Origin of the sequence: Rhodanobacter sp. A1T4 (genome assembly GCF_014207185.1) — a bacterium.
GTDB lineage: Bacteria > Pseudomonadota > Gammaproteobacteria > Xanthomonadales > Rhodanobacteraceae > Rhodanobacter.
In genome coordinates this window covers 100,876-117,677 of the sequence record NZ_JACHCP010000006.1, presented here as the reverse complement: position 1 = coordinate 117,677, position 16,802 = coordinate 100,876, and the positions used below count along the sequence as shown (strand labels likewise).

15 protein-coding genes are annotated in these 16,802 nt (G+C 61.4%); 7 read left to right on the top strand and 8 right to left on the bottom strand.

Features of this window, described 5'->3' with window-relative positions:
• Positions 1–52 precede the first annotated feature (52 nt).
• From HDE80_RS13385 to HDE80_RS13375, 3 genes are read right to left on the bottom strand one after another with little or no spacing between them, the layout of a single operon-like run.
• The gene (locus HDE80_RS13385; RefSeq protein WP_345776457.1) at positions 53–973 is read right to left on the bottom strand and encodes a 1-phosphofructokinase family hexose kinase; all 921 of its coding nucleotides are present in this window, start codon (positions 971–973) and stop codon (positions 53–55) included.
• A gap of 5 nt (positions 974–978) precedes the next feature.
• Positions 979–1,902 carry a carbohydrate kinase family protein gene (locus HDE80_RS13380; protein ID WP_184671641.1) on the bottom strand — a complete coding sequence of 308 codons (924 nt, stop codon included), beginning with the start codon at positions 1,900–1,902 and terminating at the stop codon, positions 979–981.
• A complete protein-coding gene (locus HDE80_RS13375; protein ID WP_255483745.1) occupies positions 1,899–3,068 on the bottom strand; it encodes a tagatose-6-phosphate ketose isomerase in 1,170 nt (389 codons plus the stop codon). The genes HDE80_RS13380 and HDE80_RS13375 overlap by 4 nt, the downstream gene beginning before the upstream one ends.
• A gap of 87 nt (positions 3,069–3,155) precedes the next feature.
• Between HDE80_RS13375 and HDE80_RS13370 the strand changes: the two genes are divergently transcribed.
• The 3 genes from HDE80_RS13370 to agaR all read left to right on the top strand — a co-directional run bounded on the left by HDE80_RS13370 (position 3,156) and on the right by agaR (position 6,406).
• Complete coding sequence (locus HDE80_RS13370) at positions 3,156–4,073, top strand: fructose-bisphosphate aldolase (RefSeq protein ID WP_184671639.1); 918 nt, start codon at positions 3,156–3,158, stop codon at positions 4,071–4,073.
• A gap of 59 nt (positions 4,074–4,132) precedes the next feature.
• Positions 4,133–5,338 carry an amidohydrolase family protein gene (locus HDE80_RS13365; RefSeq protein ID WP_184671637.1) on the top strand — a complete coding sequence of 402 codons (1,206 nt, stop codon included), beginning with the start codon at positions 4,133–4,135 and terminating at the stop codon, positions 5,336–5,338.
• Between the two features lie 270 nt (positions 5,339–5,608).
• Entirely contained in the window at positions 5,609–6,406 is a 798-nt protein-coding gene (gene agaR / locus HDE80_RS13360; protein ID WP_184671635.1) for a transcriptional repressor AgaR, read from the top strand.
• 57 nt (positions 6,407–6,463) lie between these two features.
• On the opposite strand, the gene HDE80_RS13355 is transcribed toward agaR, so the two are convergent.
• Positions 6,464–9,289, bottom strand: a complete 2,826-nt coding sequence (locus HDE80_RS13355; RefSeq protein WP_184671633.1) for a S8 family serine peptidase — start codon at positions 9,287–9,289, stop codon at positions 6,464–6,466.
• A gap of 225 nt (positions 9,290–9,514) precedes the next feature.
• Between HDE80_RS13355 and HDE80_RS13350 the strand changes: the two genes are divergently transcribed.
• The 4 genes from HDE80_RS13350 (at position 9,515) to HDE80_RS13335 (ending at position 13,915) form a co-directional block, all read left to right on the top strand.
• On the top strand, positions 9,515–10,699 hold the full coding sequence (locus tag HDE80_RS13350; RefSeq protein ID WP_184671631.1) for an acetyl-CoA C-acyltransferase: 1,185 nt from the start codon (positions 9,515–9,517) through the stop codon (positions 10,697–10,699).
• 168 nt (positions 10,700–10,867) lie between these two features.
• Positions 10,868–11,281: a hypothetical protein gene (locus tag HDE80_RS13345; protein WP_184601266.1), complete on the top strand. Its 414-nt coding sequence runs from the start codon at positions 10,868–10,870 to the stop codon at positions 11,279–11,281.
• Positions 11,282–11,443: 162 nt separating this feature from the next.
• Positions 11,444–13,051, top strand: a complete 1,608-nt coding sequence (locus HDE80_RS13340; protein WP_184671629.1) for a carboxyl transferase domain-containing protein — start codon at positions 11,444–11,446, stop codon at positions 13,049–13,051.
• 93 nt (positions 13,052–13,144) lie between these two features.
• Complete coding sequence (locus HDE80_RS13335) at positions 13,145–13,915, top strand: sel1 repeat family protein (protein WP_184671627.1); 771 nt, start codon at positions 13,145–13,147, stop codon at positions 13,913–13,915.
• Between the two features lie 84 nt (positions 13,916–13,999).
• Here HDE80_RS13335 and cgtA read toward each other — a convergent pair whose 3' ends face one another.
• From cgtA to HDE80_RS22035, 4 genes are all read right to left on the bottom strand, one after another.
• Entirely contained in the window at positions 14,000–15,079 is a 1,080-nt protein-coding gene (cgtA, locus tag HDE80_RS13330; protein ID WP_184671625.1) for an Obg family GTPase CgtA, read from the bottom strand.
• Between the two features lie 142 nt (positions 15,080–15,221).
• Positions 15,222–15,479, bottom strand: a complete 258-nt coding sequence (rpmA, locus tag HDE80_RS13325; protein ID WP_184601269.1) for a 50S ribosomal protein L27 — start codon at positions 15,477–15,479, stop codon at positions 15,222–15,224.
• Between the two features lie 20 nt (positions 15,480–15,499).
• Positions 15,500–15,814 (bottom strand): 50S ribosomal protein L21, encoded by a 315-nt coding sequence (rplU, locus tag HDE80_RS13320; RefSeq protein ID WP_179477175.1) that lies wholly within the window; start codon positions 15,812–15,814, stop codon positions 15,500–15,502.
• Between the two features lie 138 nt (positions 15,815–15,952).
• Entirely contained in the window at positions 15,953–16,744 is a 792-nt protein-coding gene (locus tag HDE80_RS22035) for a DUF2059 domain-containing protein (RefSeq protein WP_221437570.1), read from the bottom strand.
• Positions 16,745–16,802: the final 58 nt, after the last annotated feature.

The following is a 16,802-nucleotide window of genomic DNA, read 5'->3' as shown; positions in this document are numbered from 1 at the left end:
CAGGAATCCGTGCCGGACCAATCGAGGGTCCGGTTTGACTCCGTGCTTTCAGTTAAGCCAGGTGGTGCACTCGAACCTGAGAGAGCAACGCCTCTACCGCCCGCCGTTCGACGAAACCGGTTTCCTGACCTTGCGCATTGGCTGCCCCGCAAGCCACGCCCAAACGCAAGGTCTCTTCCAAATTCATGCTGCGGGCAATGCCCACCGTTATGCCGGCGAGCAGGCAATCGCCCGACCCGACCGTGTTGCGAATCTGTGCAAGCTCGATCCGGGCGTGCCAGATGCCGTTCGCATCGATGGCTACCGCACCCAGTGCGCCCATCGTCACCACCGGCATGGCGATGCCTCGGGAGAACAACTCCTTCGCTGCATCGACTGCCGCATCGAGATCGTCGACAGGACGATCGAGCAGCGACGAAATCTCATCGCGATTGGGTTTGATCAGGAAAGGCTGCACCTGCACCGCATGCTTGAGCACGTCGCCACTGGCATCGATCAGGCAACGCCGGCCGGCATCACGTGCATGACTGGCCAGCTCGGCATAGGTGTTGGCAGCGAATCCACGCGGCAAGCTACCGGACAGAATCACGAGCTTGCTTTCCTCGACGCCGCGGCGAAACGCTTGCACCAGGGCCGTCCGGTATTTTTCGGCAATCTCGGGTCCCTGGCCGAGGATTTCGGTGATCCGACCCTGTGCGTCCTGGACCGCAAAACAACTGCGCATGCTGTCGGGAATTTCGATGCCATGAAACAGCACCCCACGCTCGCTCATGCGCCGGCCAATCATGTTGCGATGTGCGGCATCGACCACGCCGATCAATTGCACTCGCTCACCCAGTGCAGCAATCGTCTGTGCGACGTGCAGCCCCTTGCCGCCGGGATATTCTTGTTCGCTGGTGGCGCGGTTGACCTCACCCGTATGCAGCGCATCGACGCCGATGAGACGATCGATCGTGGTGTTGAAACCGGCCACCGTGATCAAGGAACTGCCTCAATCAAGGCAAGTACTTCAGCGGCATCCGCCTGGCATGTGGTTCCACCCACGCCGCGTGTCGACAGACTGCCGCAGGCACCACCCCAGCGCAGGCAATCGATCAACGACTGTTGACGCAACCATGCATGGATGAAACCGGCATTGAACGAATCACCGGCACCCGTGCTTTCCACCGATGTCATCGGATACGCCGGCCCGGCGATCAGGTTTTCGCCATCGAACGTGGCGCTTCCCTGCGAGCCGCGCTTCACTACCGTGCGTGCCCGTCGGTCGGCCAACCGGTGCAGGCCGTCCATCAACGACGTCTTGCCGGTGACGCCAAGCAACTCCACATCGTTGGGTAGAAACAGATCCACCTCATCCAGCGTCTCGAACAGTTCATCACCCCATCGCTCGTCCGGGTCGAAGCCGGGGTCGAGCGAGGTGGTCAGCCCCTGCAGACGTGCGCGCGCGAACAGGTCGCGGCAACCCGGACGCAGGGCGCGCTGCAGGTAATACGATGAAATATGCAGATGATCGAAAGCCTGCAGCCACTCATCACTGATGTCGTCAGCGCTCAGCGTGGCGGTGGCTCCGGCGAACGTTACCAGCGCCCGATCCTGCGCCGTCGATAACGACGTCGTGACGCCGGTTCTCAGTGTCTCGTCGCGCAGAATGCCCGTGGTATCGATGCCCGCGTCCCGCAGCGCCGCTACGCAATAATCGCCCCAGCTGTCCATGCCGGCCCAACCGACAAAAGCCACCGGATTGCCGAGACGCGCCAGACCCATCGCGCAGATCATCGACGAACTGCCCGGTGTCATCACGAAGTCATCGGCGAGCACTTCCTTGCCCGGCAGCGGAAACGCGTGGCAATCCCGAAAAACAAGATCGACGTTGATTTCGCCCGCGACGAGGATGCGCTTCACACGCCCTCCTGGTGGATCGAGAAGTTCTCCACCACACGGGTGAGTACACCTTGCGAGGGCGTATCCGGCTTACCGCCGAGCGACAGGCAGGCGAAGAACGCGAGCAACTGACCGATGACGACATCTGCCAGCAACGGCAGCACGTCATCAACGGTATCCATGCCAGCGAGTTCCACAGCCACATCGTTCGGCCCCAGCCATTCGCTCGCCATGCCTTCACCCACCAACACACGGGTCATGCCTAATTGCTTGCGCGAAAGCTCGCGCAGCAGGTCGACCTCATACGCACGCACCGTCGGATTCGGCGAGAGAAAGCCGACCACCAGCGTGTCTTCCGTCAGGCTCGACATCGGCCCGTGTCGCAAACCGAGGTAGGTTTCCGCGCTGGTGGTCACTGCGCCGCCAGTCATTTCCAGCATCTTCAAAGCGGACTCGTGGGCCGCGCCCAGCGCGCCGCCACTGCCCAGGTAGACCACCTTGCCGAAGCCCTGACGGGCTATCGCGGCCAGCGCATCGGCTTGATCGTCAAGCACGTGCTGGACGCGACGTGCCAGCCGATTTGCCGATGCCATCCAATCAGTGCGCGTCGTGGAAACCAGACCGGCGCCGGCCAGCAGCAGATTGGTGAAGCTGCTGGTCATGACCAGGCTGCGGTCATTCGTGCGTTCATCGAGTAGCAGCACGGTTACCCGTGGATCACTCTTATAGTCCGTCGCCAGCTTGCCGTTGGCATTGCAGGTAATGACCAGATGGCGATAGTCGGGAGCATCGGCCAACAGGCGACTCACCACGGCGCAGCTTTCCGGACTATCGCCCGAGCGCGCCAGTGAAATCAGCAAACCTGCACCGGGCGGTAGCACACTGCGCCAATGCGTGAGCAGGGTGCCCGCGGCAATGGCCTGCGCCGGCATGCCAAGGCCGAGCTGCAAGCTGGGCGCAAGACACTCGCCGATATACATCGAGCTGCCCGAGCCGGTCAGCACGATATGGCTCGGTGCTGGCGTCAGCGCAGCCTGCAGTTGCGCCAGCACTTGTGGTTGATGCAACAAGTCAGCGGTATCGGTCCAGCTGGCCGGTTGCTGCAGAATTTCACGCACAGTGTCGGCGTAACCACGCTCCCGCTGTTCCGCCAGCGGGAGCGCAAGCAGCGTTCTCAGCCCGGCCAAATCTTTCGTTTTATTGTTTAATATTGACATTTCGCCAGATACAATTGAATGTGAAAGCATATAACCACTGAATCGAGAGTATTCGAAATGAAACAAAACTTACAAGAGGTTTCGAACGCCGCCAGCCCACTTTCCCGGCTTGCCCTGTCCCACGGCAAGCGCACCCGCCTGTGGCGGTTGTTGTACGGCCATGGTCCACGCAATGGCAGCCTGCTTGTATTACCGCTCGATCAGGGCCTGGAACACGGACCGACGGATTTCTTTCCGAACCCGCCGGCAGTCGACCCGGAGTACCAGTTCCGTCTCGCCGTCGAAGGCAATTTTTCCGCCATCGCGCTGGGTATCGGCCTCGCCGAAAAGTACATGGGCGAATACTGCGGGCGGATACCGTTGATCCTCAAGCTCAATGGCAAGACCAACATCCCCGACGACGGCGAAGCCACATCGCCGCTGTTCGCCTCGGTCGAGGATGCGGTGCGCATCGGCGCCGATGCCGTTGGCTACACCATGTATGTCGGCTCACCGCGCCAGCATGACGAATTCCGCCAATTCGAAAAGGTGCGCCAGGACTGTGAGCGTTACGGCATGCCACTGGTGCTGTGGTCGTACCCGCGCGGCAGCGCCGTCAATGCCAAGGGTGGCACCAATACCCTGTATGCACAGGACTACGCCGCACGCGTCGCATTGGAACTGGGCGCCGATATCGTCAAGCTGCACGAGCCCAACGACAGCACCGCCAATGTGCCTGCACCGTATAACCAGTTGCAGGAAGATGCCGCCGCGCGCTGCGCACGCGTCGTGCGTTCGGCAGGTCGTACCATGGTGCTGTTCTCCGGCGGCGTAAAAGACGATAACGATGAGGCCGTGCTGCGCCAGGTCGAGTTCTACATGCAGTCCGGTGCCAGCGGCGTGATGTTTGGCCGCAACATGTGGCTACGTCCGTTCGAGCAGGCGCTGGCGCTCGTGCGGCAGGTGCACGACATCATGGCGAAGTACCCACGCTGACCTGACTCCCATTCCCTACGGAGAGCAGAACGAACTCCGGTGAACCGAGACGACACCGCATGAACTATCGCAACGCCTGCCTCTGCTGCGCGCCGCCCACCGGCGCCGGCACGGTGCGCATCGAAAGCAGCAAGAATCCGCTGCAGACGCAAGTGGATTCTGGCAAGAGCGAGCTGCGGCTGGCGGACTTCCAGCCACGCAGCATGCTGCATGTGCCGAAGACGCGGATCGAGCGTCCGCGCTTTCCGGTGATCGACATGCATACGCACCTGACCTGGTCGAGCAACGTGCGCAATGGCATCTCGGTGGGTGAGGAAATCACCCTGTTCGCCCAACCCCAGGACCTGCTGCCGGTGATGGACCGCAAGGGCATACGCACGCTGGTGAATCTCACCGGCGGTGTCGGCGCAGGTCTGGAAGAAAGCATCCGCAGCTTCGATCATGTCGCGCCGGGACGCTTTCTCACGTTGACCGAACCGTCCTTCGCCTGCTTCCCCGAGCCGAACTACGCGCAACTGCAGGCTGACGCGATCGCGCATGCCAAACGTGTCGGTGCGCGTGGCCTGAAACTGCTGAAGACGCTGGGTCTCTATCTGCGCGAACGGATCGATGAAGGTCCGCTGGTGGCGGTGGACGACCGCCGCTTCGATCCGATGTGGGAGGCATGTGCCGCACTTGATATGCCCGTCTTTCTGCACGTCTCCGATCCGGAGGCATTTTTTCTGCCCACCGACGCGACCAACGAACGCTACGAAGAACTGAGCAACCATCCGGACTGGTCGTTCTATGGCCCGAGCTTTCCCAGCAACGCGGAGTTGCTCGCCGCGCGTGACCGGCTGATCGCGCGCCATCCAAAAACCACGTTCGCGCTGCTGCATGTCGGCAACAACGCCGAGAACCTCGCCGCCGTCGCCGCCTGCCTGGATCGCTTTCCGAACACGGTGATCGACATCAGCGCGCGCATCGGTGAGCTTGGCCGCCAGCCACGCACCGCCAAGCGCTTCTTCGACCGCTATCAGGACCGCATCCTGTTCGGCACCGATGCCGTGCCCTCGCCGTACGGTGATGATGTGCCACAGCAGTTGTTCGGCGACGAACTCTACGAGATCTATTACCGCTTCCTGGAAACCGAAGACGAGTATTTCGACTACGCACCGTCATCCACGCCACCGCAGGGGCGCTGGTCGATCTACGGACTGAATCTCGCGGAGGACGTGCTGCGCAAGGTATATCATGACAACGCCGCCCGACTTCTGCATATCTAAGAGCCTGTCCATGATCTCCCCGTACCTCGCGTTGTCATCGAGCGGTCGTCAGGTGATAGGGCGTGGTGCCGGCTTGCCTGGCTGGCAAGCCAAGCCGCGCGCTGCCGCCTGGCGGCCGCTCGGTGACAACCCTCCGGGCCGGGGCTGTTTGCCCCCATCCCTGCGTCATCACTCAGTCGTGGACCGACGTCCACTCCTTCGTTCTTCCTTGGTCTGCGCGCAAACAGCTCCCGGCGCGAGGCACGGGGAGATCTTGAACAGGCTCTAACCATGAGTGAAACCCCCACTGCCTCGCCGCGACTACTGGTTGAAGAACGCCGCCGCCTGATCGTCGAACTGGTGGAACAACAGGGACGGGCCACAGTGGATGAATTGGCGACCCGCTTTGGCACCTCGGCCGTCACTATCCGCACCGACCTCGACACGCTGGCGCGCAGTTCGGCAATCGCCCGTTCGCATGGCGGTGCGCTGCCGGTCTCGGCGGCGACGAATGACACGCCGCTCAACATCAAGGAAACCCGCTGGCACGCGCAGAAGCTGCGCATCGGTCAGGCCGCGGCAGGAATGATCCAGGACGGCGAAACGATCATCCTCGATTCCGGCTCCACCACGGTGGAGATTGCACGGCAGATCCGTCAGATGAAGTTCGAGTCGCTGACCGTGATCACCAATGCACTGAATATCGCGATGGAGCTGTCCGGGCTGCCGCAGATCCGCGTGATGATGCTGGGCGGCCTGCTGCGGCAAACCTCGTATTCGCTGGTCGGTCCGGATGCCGAGCAGGCATTGGCGAAACTTTCCGCCGACCGATTGTTTCTCGGCGTCGACGGACTCGATCCCGAAGTAGGCGTGACCACACCGGACCCGCTTGAAGCCGCATTGAATGCACTGATGATCCGCGTCTCGCGCCAGACCATCGCCGTGCTCGATGCCAGCAAGCTCGGCCAGCGCAGCCTGTCCGTAATCACCCCGGTGCGGAACCTGCACGTGGTGATCACCGACAACAGCGCCGCTGCCGAAACCGTCGAGACATTGCGTGCTGCCGGCGTGCAGGTTGTGCTGGTGTGACACTCGTGCGGCTGACTGCCGACCGCGCATCCCCGGCACAGCGTGGACAACTCCCGATCAGAACGCCAGCTTGTAACTCACCATGGCCATATTTCCGTCCTGGTACTGGTCGTAGTCCTTTTCGAGATCCAGCTGCAGGCTGGATTTCTGCGAAAAGCTCCAGTTGAGCGAAGTGGCGGCTACGCCACCGTAACGTGACAGACCGATACCTCCCACCGGGGCCCATTGCGTCAGCCCGGTGAAGCTGGCATCCGGTATCTCGCCATGCATGGCGAGGGCACTCTGCCACAGCAGCCGGGTCTGCAAGGTCAACGCGGTGCCGTCATCCAGCAACCAGCGATGCATGGCACGCATACCCACGCCGGCCTGCCAGCGTTCGATGTTCTGCGCATCGGACATCAGGCCGAAACCATCCGCACCGCCCTCGTTGAAGCCGTCACTCTGGATCTGTGCGTATTGCAGGTTCACATAGGGGGTCAGCTGCATACCGCCGAGCGTGAAACGGTAACCACTCTCGCCATAGGCCAGACCGTAGCGGCCATTGCTCAGGCTGGACACTCTGGAAAATTCATCGCCGAGCTCGAGTTCGCGCTGCATGTTCTCGCGATAAGTGCCGATGCCGAAACGCCCCATCGTGTACCAGTTTCCGTTGACCACGCCACCATAGAGCATGCCTTCCAACGCGTGACTGTTGCCCTGGTCGCCACTTTCGACGAGCCGGCCCAACCCCTGGCTCTGACTCACGGCATAACCCAGCACGCCATTCAGGCCGAAGCGAATGTCCTCGCCGACCATGATGCCGCTCAGGTCATAACCGACATCGCTGTAACCGCTACGCGACATGCTGCCCTGGGAGCCGAGGTTCTGCGTCCAGCCGCCACCCAGCCTGGGTGCGTCGAGCAACTGATCGAAGCGACTGGACAAGGCCTCGGTGCCGGCGTCGATCGCCTGGAACGTCATCGCCGCACTGGCCGCATGCAACTGGCCGGATAGAGTGCTGAGCGAATTTTGCGCGGTAGCCAGCGTGGCCGATTGCTGCAGGCTCGCAGCACCAGCGAAAAAACCGCTGGCGACTGCCGTGGAAGTCGGCGTCAGCGTGCCCTGCGTGATCTGGCTGTTGAGTTGACCGAACGCGCTCTGCACGCGCTGCGCAGCGGCGTACGAGGCCGCCGTGTAACTCGCGCCTTGTATCGCCGTGACATTTACCTGCTGCACATTGAGCCACGCATCGTTGGCGTCGTAATTGAGCGTGGCGGTCAACATCACATTGGACGCCGTGTTCAGTGCCGAGAACGTACCGGTGAGACCGCCAGCGGCGGTCAGCACATCGGTATGCGAGTTGACGACATAGCCCGTGTTCGTGCCGGTCACGAACAGATCGCCACCGCTCAGGTTGGCTGTGCCGGTGACATTCAGCGCCGAGCCCAGCGACACCGCCAGCCGACCAGCACCCTGCTGGATATAGTTGCCGCCCACGGTGACGTTGCTGCCGCTGACGCCCAACACACCGGCATTGGTCACGCTGCCACCGATGGTCTGGGTGCCGCTCACCGTGGCGCCGGCGCTGATGCTTACGCTGGATGCCAGCGACTGGGCGGTGAGTGTGCCGCCCTGCACCTGGGTCATGCCGGTATAGCTCGATGGTTGGGTCAGATTGAGCGTGCCACTGCCCTGCTTGATCAGGCCGCCAGCACCGGAAATCGGGTTGTTCCAGCTGGAACTGCCGCTGAAGCTGACCGTGACATCACCCCAGTTGAATTGCTCGGGACCATTCACCGCTTTGCCGACATCCAGCTCGCCATAACCGAAGGTCGTATTCGGCTGCGAGCCGCCGAGCGGATCAGCCGTGCCAAGCAGGGTCTGGCGCACCAGATCATTGGTGAAGTACGGATAGGCCTGCCACACCAGTGCCGCCGCACCGGACACCTGCGGAGCAGCCAGTGACGTGCCCTCCACGATGTAATAGCTCGGGTTGGTGGTACTGGCGGTGGTGTCCTTGTCCAGAACGATCACATCGCCCGGCGCTGCCAGGCAGTAGTCCATCGCGATGCCGCACTTGTTTGAGTAGCCTTCCAGCTGGGTCGGGTTATTGCTGTTGACGGCGACGACGGTCAGCCAGCCCTTCGCCAGATCAGGCGCAAGACTGGGCAGTGCAGCGATCGTGCTGGGGTTGGCTTCCGAGTCATTGCCTGCGGCGAACACCACCAGGCCACCCCAGGAATTGACGTATGTGCTGTAGGCCGCGTCGAAAAGCTGCGTGGTGGCCGTATCGGTGGCACTCCACGTTATGCCGCCCCACGAATTGTTCATGATCTTGGCGCCGCCCGCGATCAGGTCAGCACTGACCTGCGGTAGCGGATCAGCCGAGGTGACCGCTGTTGGCGGGGTGGAACCGTTGTCGTCACTCGAGGTGTCATCGATGATGCGCGCCGAGATCAGATCAGCACCCGGCGCAATACCGCCGGGGAATTGTCCGAACGGGGCACCCGCCGCGATCTCCGACACCCAGGTACCGTGACCCACGACATCATCGATGCTGAGGTTGTTGGTGGTCGGGTCGACATAGGTCAATTCCTCCAGCACCCGTCCGGACACCGCCGGATTGGTGGCCATGATGCCGGTATCGACCACGCCAATGGTCACGCCAGCGCCGGTATAGCCCTGATTGTGCGCCGCGTACGTATTGGTGATCGAGAGCTGGGCATCGATCGGTGGCTGCGGCAACGTCGATGACGATGATGATGACGATGGTGGCGTAGTCGGTGCGGTCGACGTGGACTTGACGTTGCTGCCACCTCCGCCGCCGCAGGCGTTCAGGCCAAGCGCGATGGCCACCAGCAACGCCAGTTCACGACGCCGTAACCCGGAATCGAACGTTTTCATGATGTACCCCGTCACCGCACCCCAATCCTGGTATCGCGTGCGCGCCGGGCACACCGCGATGCCTCCCTGCGCGCATCTTGACACAACGAAAATCCAATGAAACACCGCGCAAGTCACATCCTGCGCCGAATCACCACCGTTTGCCGTGGTTTACGGCGGACTGCGATAATCCCGGGGCTATATGTCAGGCGTTCGCGCCCCTACTGTCTTCAAGTGGAGTTACCCATGTCGGATGTCAGCGTCGTCATCGTCGGTGCCAAGCGCACGGCCATCGGCTCCTTCCTCGGCCAGTTCACCGGTGTGCCCACGCCGAAGCTCGGCGCCACGGCCATCCGTGCTGCGCTGGAACAATCCGGTGTCGCGCCTGCCGATGTCAGCGAAGTGATCATGGGCTGCGTGCTGCCAGCCAATCTCGGCCAGGCACCCGCGCGTCAGGCCTCACTGGAAGCCGGCCTGCCCTTTGGCACCGGCGCCACCACGATCAACAAAGTGTGCGGTTCGGGCATGAAGGCGATCATGCTGGGTAATGACCTGATCAAGGCCGGCTCGGCCAGCATCGTGGTAGCCGGCGGCATGGAGTCGATGACCAACGCCCCGCACATGGTCAACGCGCGCACCGGCATTCGCTACGGCGACGGCCAGCTAGTCGATCACATGGCGTGGGATGGCCTGACCAATCCCTACGACGGCAAGGCGATGGGCGTGTTCGGCGAACTGTGCGCCGACAAGTATCACTTTACCCGCGAAGAGCAGGACGCCTACGCGATCGAATCGGTGAAGCGCGCGCAGGCTGCGCAGCAGAGCGGCGCGTTTGCCGACGAAATCGTGCCGGTCACGGTGGCTGGCCGCAAGGGCGACGTCGTGGTGGATACCGACGAGCAGCCCGGCCGCTCGGATATCACCAAGATCCCGACCCTGCGCCCGGCCTTCCGCAAGGAAAACGGCACCATCACCGCGGCCAGCTCGTCGAGCATTTCCGACGGCGCTGCCGCCGTGGTGCTGCTGTCGGGCGACGAGGCAAAAACGCGTGGACTGAAGCCGCTGGCGCGCATCGTGGCGCATGCCACGCACTCGCAGACGCCGGAGTGGTTCACCACAGCGCCAGTCGGCGCCATCCAGAAAGTGCTGGAGAAGGCCGGCTGGAACGTGGGCGATGTCGACCTGTTCGAAATCAACGAAGCGTTTGCCGTGGTCGCGATGACACCGATGCGCGAACTGGGTATTTCGCACGACAAGATCAACGTCAACGGCGGTGCCTGTGCGCTCGGTCATCCGATCGGTGCCAGCGGTGCACGTCTGGTCGTGACCCTGCTGCACGCGTTGAAGAGCCGCGGCCTGAAACGCGGCATCGCTACATTGTGTATCGGTGGTGGTGAAGCGACAGCTGTCGCTGTGGAACGCATCGACTGAACTAACCTGGCTATCTGAAAAGCGCTGAGCATCTACACAGCTATCAAATAAACAGACTTTCAATGTGCACCCCGGCTTCACCATAAAAAAGTGGCATCGTCACGGCTTACCGGCTAAAACTACGCGCGCCCTACCAAAGGCCTTCCATTGCAATCAGGAGATTCACCCATGAAATTGACGCGCCCCCTTCTCGCCGCTGCGCTCGTTGCGTTGATGGCAGCATGCAGCAACAGCGCGCAGGATTCCGCTCAAGAAGCGCAGAAGTCAGCCGACGCTGCCCAACAGGCTTCGGATCAGGCACAGCAGGCTGCCGCCTCGGCACCGACCCCGACGACCCAGCAGGCTGCCGACCAGGCCAAGACCTCGGCTGACGCCGCCGGTCAGGCCGCCGACCAGGCTCAACAGGCCGCTGCTGCGGCTTCGTCAAATACACCAGCCAACAGCAACTCAGCGATGTCGATGTCCATGTCGAAGGATGCCGCTTCCAACGCCGCCTCGCAGGCTGACAAGGCTGCGCAAGCTGCCAAGGACGCCGCCAGCAATGCGAAAGACGCTGCAAAGGACGCTTCCAAAGGCAATTGATTCTCGCCATTGGTCCTTGCAGTAGTGATAAAAAACGGCCGCGTAGTGCGGCCGTTTTTTATGCGCGATCCGCCGAACGATCAAGACAATCCCGATCCATGGCCGGCGCCGGTTATCATCGGCGACTGATCAGTGATGGCACTGAATGATGAGCCTGTTTCTATGACCATGATCGTTTCGCAGATCGATCCACGCTCGGCCGAGTTCCAGGCCAGCGCTTCGCAGTTGCGCGCCGTGACCGACGATCTGCACCGCGAACTGTCGCGCAGCGCCGAAGGTGGTGGTACGAAAGCCCGTGAGAAACACGAAGCACGCGGCAAACTACTGCCACGCGAACGCATCCGCGCCCTGCTCGATCCCGGCTCGCCGTTCCTCGAACTCTCGGCGCTGGCCGCGCATGGCATGTATGACGATGCCGCACCCGCTGCGGGCGTTATTACTGGCATCGGTCGGGTCAACGGCATCGAAGTCGTGGTGGTCGCCAACGATGCCACCGTCAAGGGCGGCACCTACTTTCCCATGACGGTGAAAAAGCATCTGCGCGCGCAGGAAGTGGCTCTGGAAAATCATCTGCCGTGCGTCTATCTGGTCGATTCCGGTGGCGCGTTCCTGCCACTGCAGGACGAGGTATTTCCGGACCGCGAGCACTTCGGCCGCATCTTCTACAACCAGGCACGCATGTCAGCGCTGAACATTCCGCAGATCGCCGTGGTGATGGGCTCATGCACCGCCGGTGGTGCCTACGTGCCTGCGATGAGCGACGAAACCATCATCGTGCGCGAGCAGGGCACGATTTTCCTCGGCGGACCGCCGCTGGTGAAAGCTGCCACGGGTGAAGTGGTCGATGCGGAAACGCTGGGCGGTGCGGACGTCCATACGTCCATCTCCGGTGTCGCCGATCATTACGCCGAGAACGATGCGCATGCGCTGTCGATCGCGCGTGACATCGTCGCCAGTCTCAACCGGAAAAAGACCATTCCGCTCGCGCTGCGCGCGCCAAGCGAACCGAAGTACGCTGCCGACGAACTCTATGGCGTGATTCCGCAGGACACGCGCAAACCATTCGATATCCGCGAAGTGATCGCGCGCATCGTCGATGGCTCCGAGCTGCACGAGTTCAAGGCGCGCTATGGCAAGACCCTGGTCTGCGGCTTCGCGCACATTCATGGTTACCCGGTCGGCATCATTGCCAATAACGGCATCCTGTTTGCCGAGTCTGCGCTCAAGGGTGCGCACTTCATCGAACTATGCAATCAGCGCAATGTGCCACTGGTGTTTCTGCAGAACATCACCGGCTTCATGGTCGGCAAGAAATACGAGCAGGCCGGTATCGCCAAGGACGGCGCGAAAATGGTCACCGCCGTGGCCTGCTCGCATGTGCCGAAATTCACCGTGGTGATCGGCGGCAGCTTCGGCGCCGGCAACTACGCAATGTGCGGCCGTGCTTACGGCGCGCGCTTCCTGTGGATGTGGCCGAACGCACGTATCTCGGTGATGGGCGGCGAACAGGCGTCAAGCGTGCTGGCCACCGTCAAGCGTGACGGCATCGAAGCCGCCGGCAAGACCTGGACGGCCGAGGAGGAAGAAGCCTTCAAGGCGCCGATCCGCGAGCAGTACGAGCGACAGGGTCACCCTTATTACGCCAGTGCGCGGCTGTGGGACGACGGCATCATCGACCCCGCCGACACCCGCCGCATACTCGGCCTGGCGATCTCCGCCTCGCTCAACGCGCCAATCGAGCCGCAGCGTTTCGGCGTATTCCGCATGTAGCAGCTGGTCGTGAAAAGACCGGCATTATTGTGCCTTTCAAATACTAGGAGTAGCGTGCTGGAGGTAACGAATATAACCAAGGACTGGAGAGTCATGAACAAATTCGTAGCCGTTATCCGCGATTTGTTTTTCCTGACAGCTGCGCTCGTTACGCCTGTCTTCGGCCAAGCGCTTCCCGAGGGTCTGGACCTTTCGAAATACAACACGGCAGCCGGCCCAAATGGCAGTCCACCGGCATTCACAGCAGACACACCGTTAGCCGATGGACGGCCCGGCCAGTACTATTTCAATATCGGTGCTTATGCCTTTACACATAACGATTATGCGTTTGCCGTGCAGATGTATGAGGTTTCTGCGTCTTGGGCGTACAAACCCGCCGAATATAATCTCGCCGTAATGTACGCACTAGGTCAGGGTACGGCGGTCGATCTCCCTCGCGCGATGGCATGGATGAGGCTGGCTGCCGAGCGAAAAAATCCGAAATACCTGAAGGCACAGGCGCTGGTCGAGGCGAACCTCAAGCCAGGCGATTCGAGCAAGGCGGATGCGATCCTGAAAGAACTCGAACCCACATACGGCGACAAATCGGCATTGCGCCGTGCCAAAAATCGTTGGGCCCAAGTCCAGTCGGCAACAACAGGCTCGCACACCGGTCATACGATTGGGCCTTTGAATGTCGGCGATCCGAAAGGAATCCATACGGATGGCTCGCTCGCTTACCAGGAGCTTTTGGCAAGTGACAATCCCTACAACACCGGCACGGTTTCGGTCGGAGCACTAACTCCGGTCAAATCGGACGACATTCAGACGTCCAAAAAATCGGATTCAAACGCACAACCAAATGCGGATCATCCGCCACCCTAACCGTCTCAGCAGACGCAGCGCGCCACACCCGTTGACTCGGCAAGCAAGTCGCCTGATCCGCCGACCAAATCGATCAGCGACCGATCAATCACGCGGCTCTTCATTACGCAGACGCACATCGTTAGGCAGCATGTCGACGCGTTCGATACTGGCATCACGCTGGGATTCGAAGAAGCGCTGCACGTGCTGGCAAACGTTCATCGTATTTTCGCGGGCGATGGCCGAGACCAGGAACCACGGCTCGGTCCAGCCTAGTTCGGCGATGATCTGTTCGGCGACTTCCTTGCGCTCGTCCTCGTCCAGCATGTCGGCCTTGTTCAAGACCAGCCAGCGCGGACGCTCGAGCAGCTCGGGGTTGAACTTGGCCAGCTCCTGCTCGATCGCCCGGACTTGCCCGGCCACGTCGATGCCGTCGACCGGTGCGATGTCGACCAGATGCAGCAACAGGCTGGTACGCGCCACGTGGCGCAGAAACTGGATACCCAGGCCGGCGCCATCGGCAGCACCTTCGATCAGGCCCGGGATGTCGGCGATCACGAAGCTCTGATCGACGCCGAGGCTGACCACGCCAAGATTCGGCACCAGCGTGGTGAACGGATAATCCGCTACCCGCGGCGTCGCCGCGGATACGGCGCGAATGAAGGTGGACTTGCCGGCATTCGGAAAGCCGAGCAGGCCAACGTCGGCCAGCAGACGCAGCTCCAGCTTCAACTCGCGTGCTTCGCCCGGCGTGCCCGGCGTGGACTTGCGCGGCGCCCGATTCACCGAGGTCTTGAAATGGATATTACCCAGGCCGCCCTTGCCGCCCTGCGCCACCAGCATGCGCTGGCCGTGATTGGTGAGATCGCCGATCACCTCGTCGGTGTCGACGTTGGTAATCATGGTGCCGACTGGCACGCGGATCGTCGTGTCATCGCCACCCTTGCCGTACATCTGGCTGCCCATGCCGTTCTCGCCGCGCTTGGCCTTGAAGCTGCGCTGATGGCGGAAGTCGACCAGCGTGTTCAGACCCTCGTCGGCGACCAGCCAGACGGAACCGCCGAAGCCGCCATCGCCGCCATCCGGACCGCCAAACGGGATGAATTTTTCGCGGCGAAAGCTGATGCAGCCATTGCCACCGTCACCGGCAAGAACTTTGATATTGGCTTCGTCGACAAATTTCATGGGTTTTGCTCGGGAGACGGGGGAACGGAAAAATCATAGGGCAAACCGGGCTACGGCCTTTACCGTTCCCTGTCGTCCATTTTCAACTGCAGCAACAAAAAACCCCGCCGAAGCGGGGCCTTCGTTGCCGCGTCGTTGAGGCTTAAGCCTGAACGACGTCGACGAAGCGGCGATTCTTGTTGCCGCGAACCTTGAACTGCACTGTGCCATCAACCAGCGCGAACAGCGTGTGGTCGCGACCGAGGCCAACGCCGGTACCCGGATGGAACTGGGTGCCACGCTGACGGATGATGATATTGCCTGCTTCGATAGCCTGGCCGCCGTAAATCTTCACGCCCAGGTATTTCGGGTTCGAATCGCGACCGTTGCGGCTGGAACCTACGCCTTTTTTATGTGCCATGACTTAGTTGCTCCAGATGCTCAGGCGTTGATGCCCGTGATTTCGATTTCGGTGAAATGCTGGCGATGTCCCTGCTGACGCTTGTAATGCTTGCGTCGGCGAAACTTGATGATGCGAATCTTGTCGGCCCGGCCATGCTTGCGAATGGTGGCGCTGACGGTGACTCCATCAACCAGCGGTGCGCCCACAACAACCGACTCACCGATGCCATGCATCAGCACCTGGTCGAAGTTGAAGGTCGCGCCTTCTTCGGCGTTCAGCAACTCCACGCGCAGGACATCGCCCTGCTGTACGCGGTACTGCTTGCCACCGGTCTTGATGACTGCGTAACTCATCGTATTGCCCTTCTTTAGTTATTCTCTTGGGTACCGCCATAGCCTAATTGCGGCTTGGCGAACCGCGGATTATAACGACCTGAGCGCGCGCTGGTCAAATACTGACCACCATCCCGCATGGACCACCCTACGCCGCGTTCAGGTGCCCTGACTGGCTGGCGCGGTTTTCTGGTTGTCGGATGCGGGTTTTTGCGTTGTGGTGTGGGGTTTGGTCGCGGTCTTGGCGGGCGTCGTGGCCTTGGCAGGCACACCTTTCTTGGCCGGGACGGCCTTTTTGGCAGGCACAGCCTTCTTTTTCGTGGTGGTGTGCTTTTTGACCGGCACATGCCCGTGCCGCCTGGAGGATGCGGCGTGCTCCGGGACAGCCACGGGAGCCACCGCCGCAGGCACAGCCTCATCGCTTGAACTTGAATCGGCCGAGGCTGTGGAGGCGCTGGACGCCGGGTTTCCCGCGAAGGCGGTCGCCGGGCAACGGCCATCGGTACCCAACGTGCCTGCCTGCACCAGCTTGGAGATCATTTGCTGGGTGTGCTCATGACCCCACTGCTGGCCGGCCTGATTCGCCTCGGCCAACGCCAGCGGCATTTCGGTGAGTACTTTTTGACCCAAGGGAGAGCTGTAGAACTTCACCATGCCATCCACCTCGTCCGCGGTGAAATGCTTCTGGTAGACCGGCACGAGACGACCGATAAAGTCCTTGCTGCTGTTCTCGTCGATATAGCGCTGCCAGTAGTTGGATGACACGCAGGGCAACGCCTGCTGCATGCTGGTGGCAACCTGCGCATTCATCTGACTCAGTGACTTGCCCAGTCCGATCACGTCCATCAGCTGGCGGACCTGCTGTTCGGTGGGTTGCGCAGCAAATGCCGGCGCGATGGTCGCTGCCAGCAAAATGCCGACGATCAAGCCGAGCCGCTTGCGCATTGCCATCTATCTACCTTCCGTTCGAAGCAACTGACTGAAATTAGCTTCACATAGTAACCAGATA

Coding starts and splice junctions, on each gene's coding strand:
- rpmA (WP_184601269.1), bottom strand. CDS start 15,479: ATGGCACATAAAAAAGGCGTAGGTTCCAGCCGCAACGGTCGCGATTCG.
- rplU (WP_179477175.1), bottom strand. CDS start 15,814: ATGAGTTACGCAGTCATCAAGACCGGTGGCAAGCAGTACCGCGTACAG.
- HDE80_RS13370 (WP_184671639.1), top strand. CDS start 3,156: ATGAAACAAAACTTACAAGAGGTTTCGAACGCCGCCAGCCCACTTTCC.
- HDE80_RS13355 (WP_184671633.1), bottom strand. CDS start 9,289: ATGAAAACGTTCGATTCCGGGTTACGGCGTCGTGAACTGGCGTTGCTG.
- HDE80_RS13350 (WP_184671631.1), top strand. CDS start 9,515: ATGTCGGATGTCAGCGTCGTCATCGTCGGTGCCAAGCGCACGGCCATC.
- HDE80_RS13345 (WP_184601266.1), top strand. CDS start 10,868: ATGAAATTGACGCGCCCCCTTCTCGCCGCTGCGCTCGTTGCGTTGATG.
- HDE80_RS13365 (WP_184671637.1), top strand. CDS start 4,133: ATGAACTATCGCAACGCCTGCCTCTGCTGCGCGCCGCCCACCGGCGCC.
- HDE80_RS13335 (WP_184671627.1), top strand. CDS start 13,145: ATGAACAAATTCGTAGCCGTTATCCGCGATTTGTTTTTCCTGACAGCT.
- HDE80_RS13340 (WP_184671629.1), top strand. CDS start 11,444: ATGACCATGATCGTTTCGCAGATCGATCCACGCTCGGCCGAGTTCCAG.
- HDE80_RS22035 (WP_221437570.1), bottom strand. CDS start 16,744: ATGGCAATGCGCAAGCGGCTCGGCTTGATCGTCGGCATTTTGCTGGCA.
- agaR (WP_184671635.1), top strand. CDS start 5,609: ATGAGTGAAACCCCCACTGCCTCGCCGCGACTACTGGTTGAAGAACGC.
- cgtA (WP_184671625.1), bottom strand. CDS start 15,079: ATGAAATTTGTCGACGAAGCCAATATCAAAGTTCTTGCCGGTGACGGT.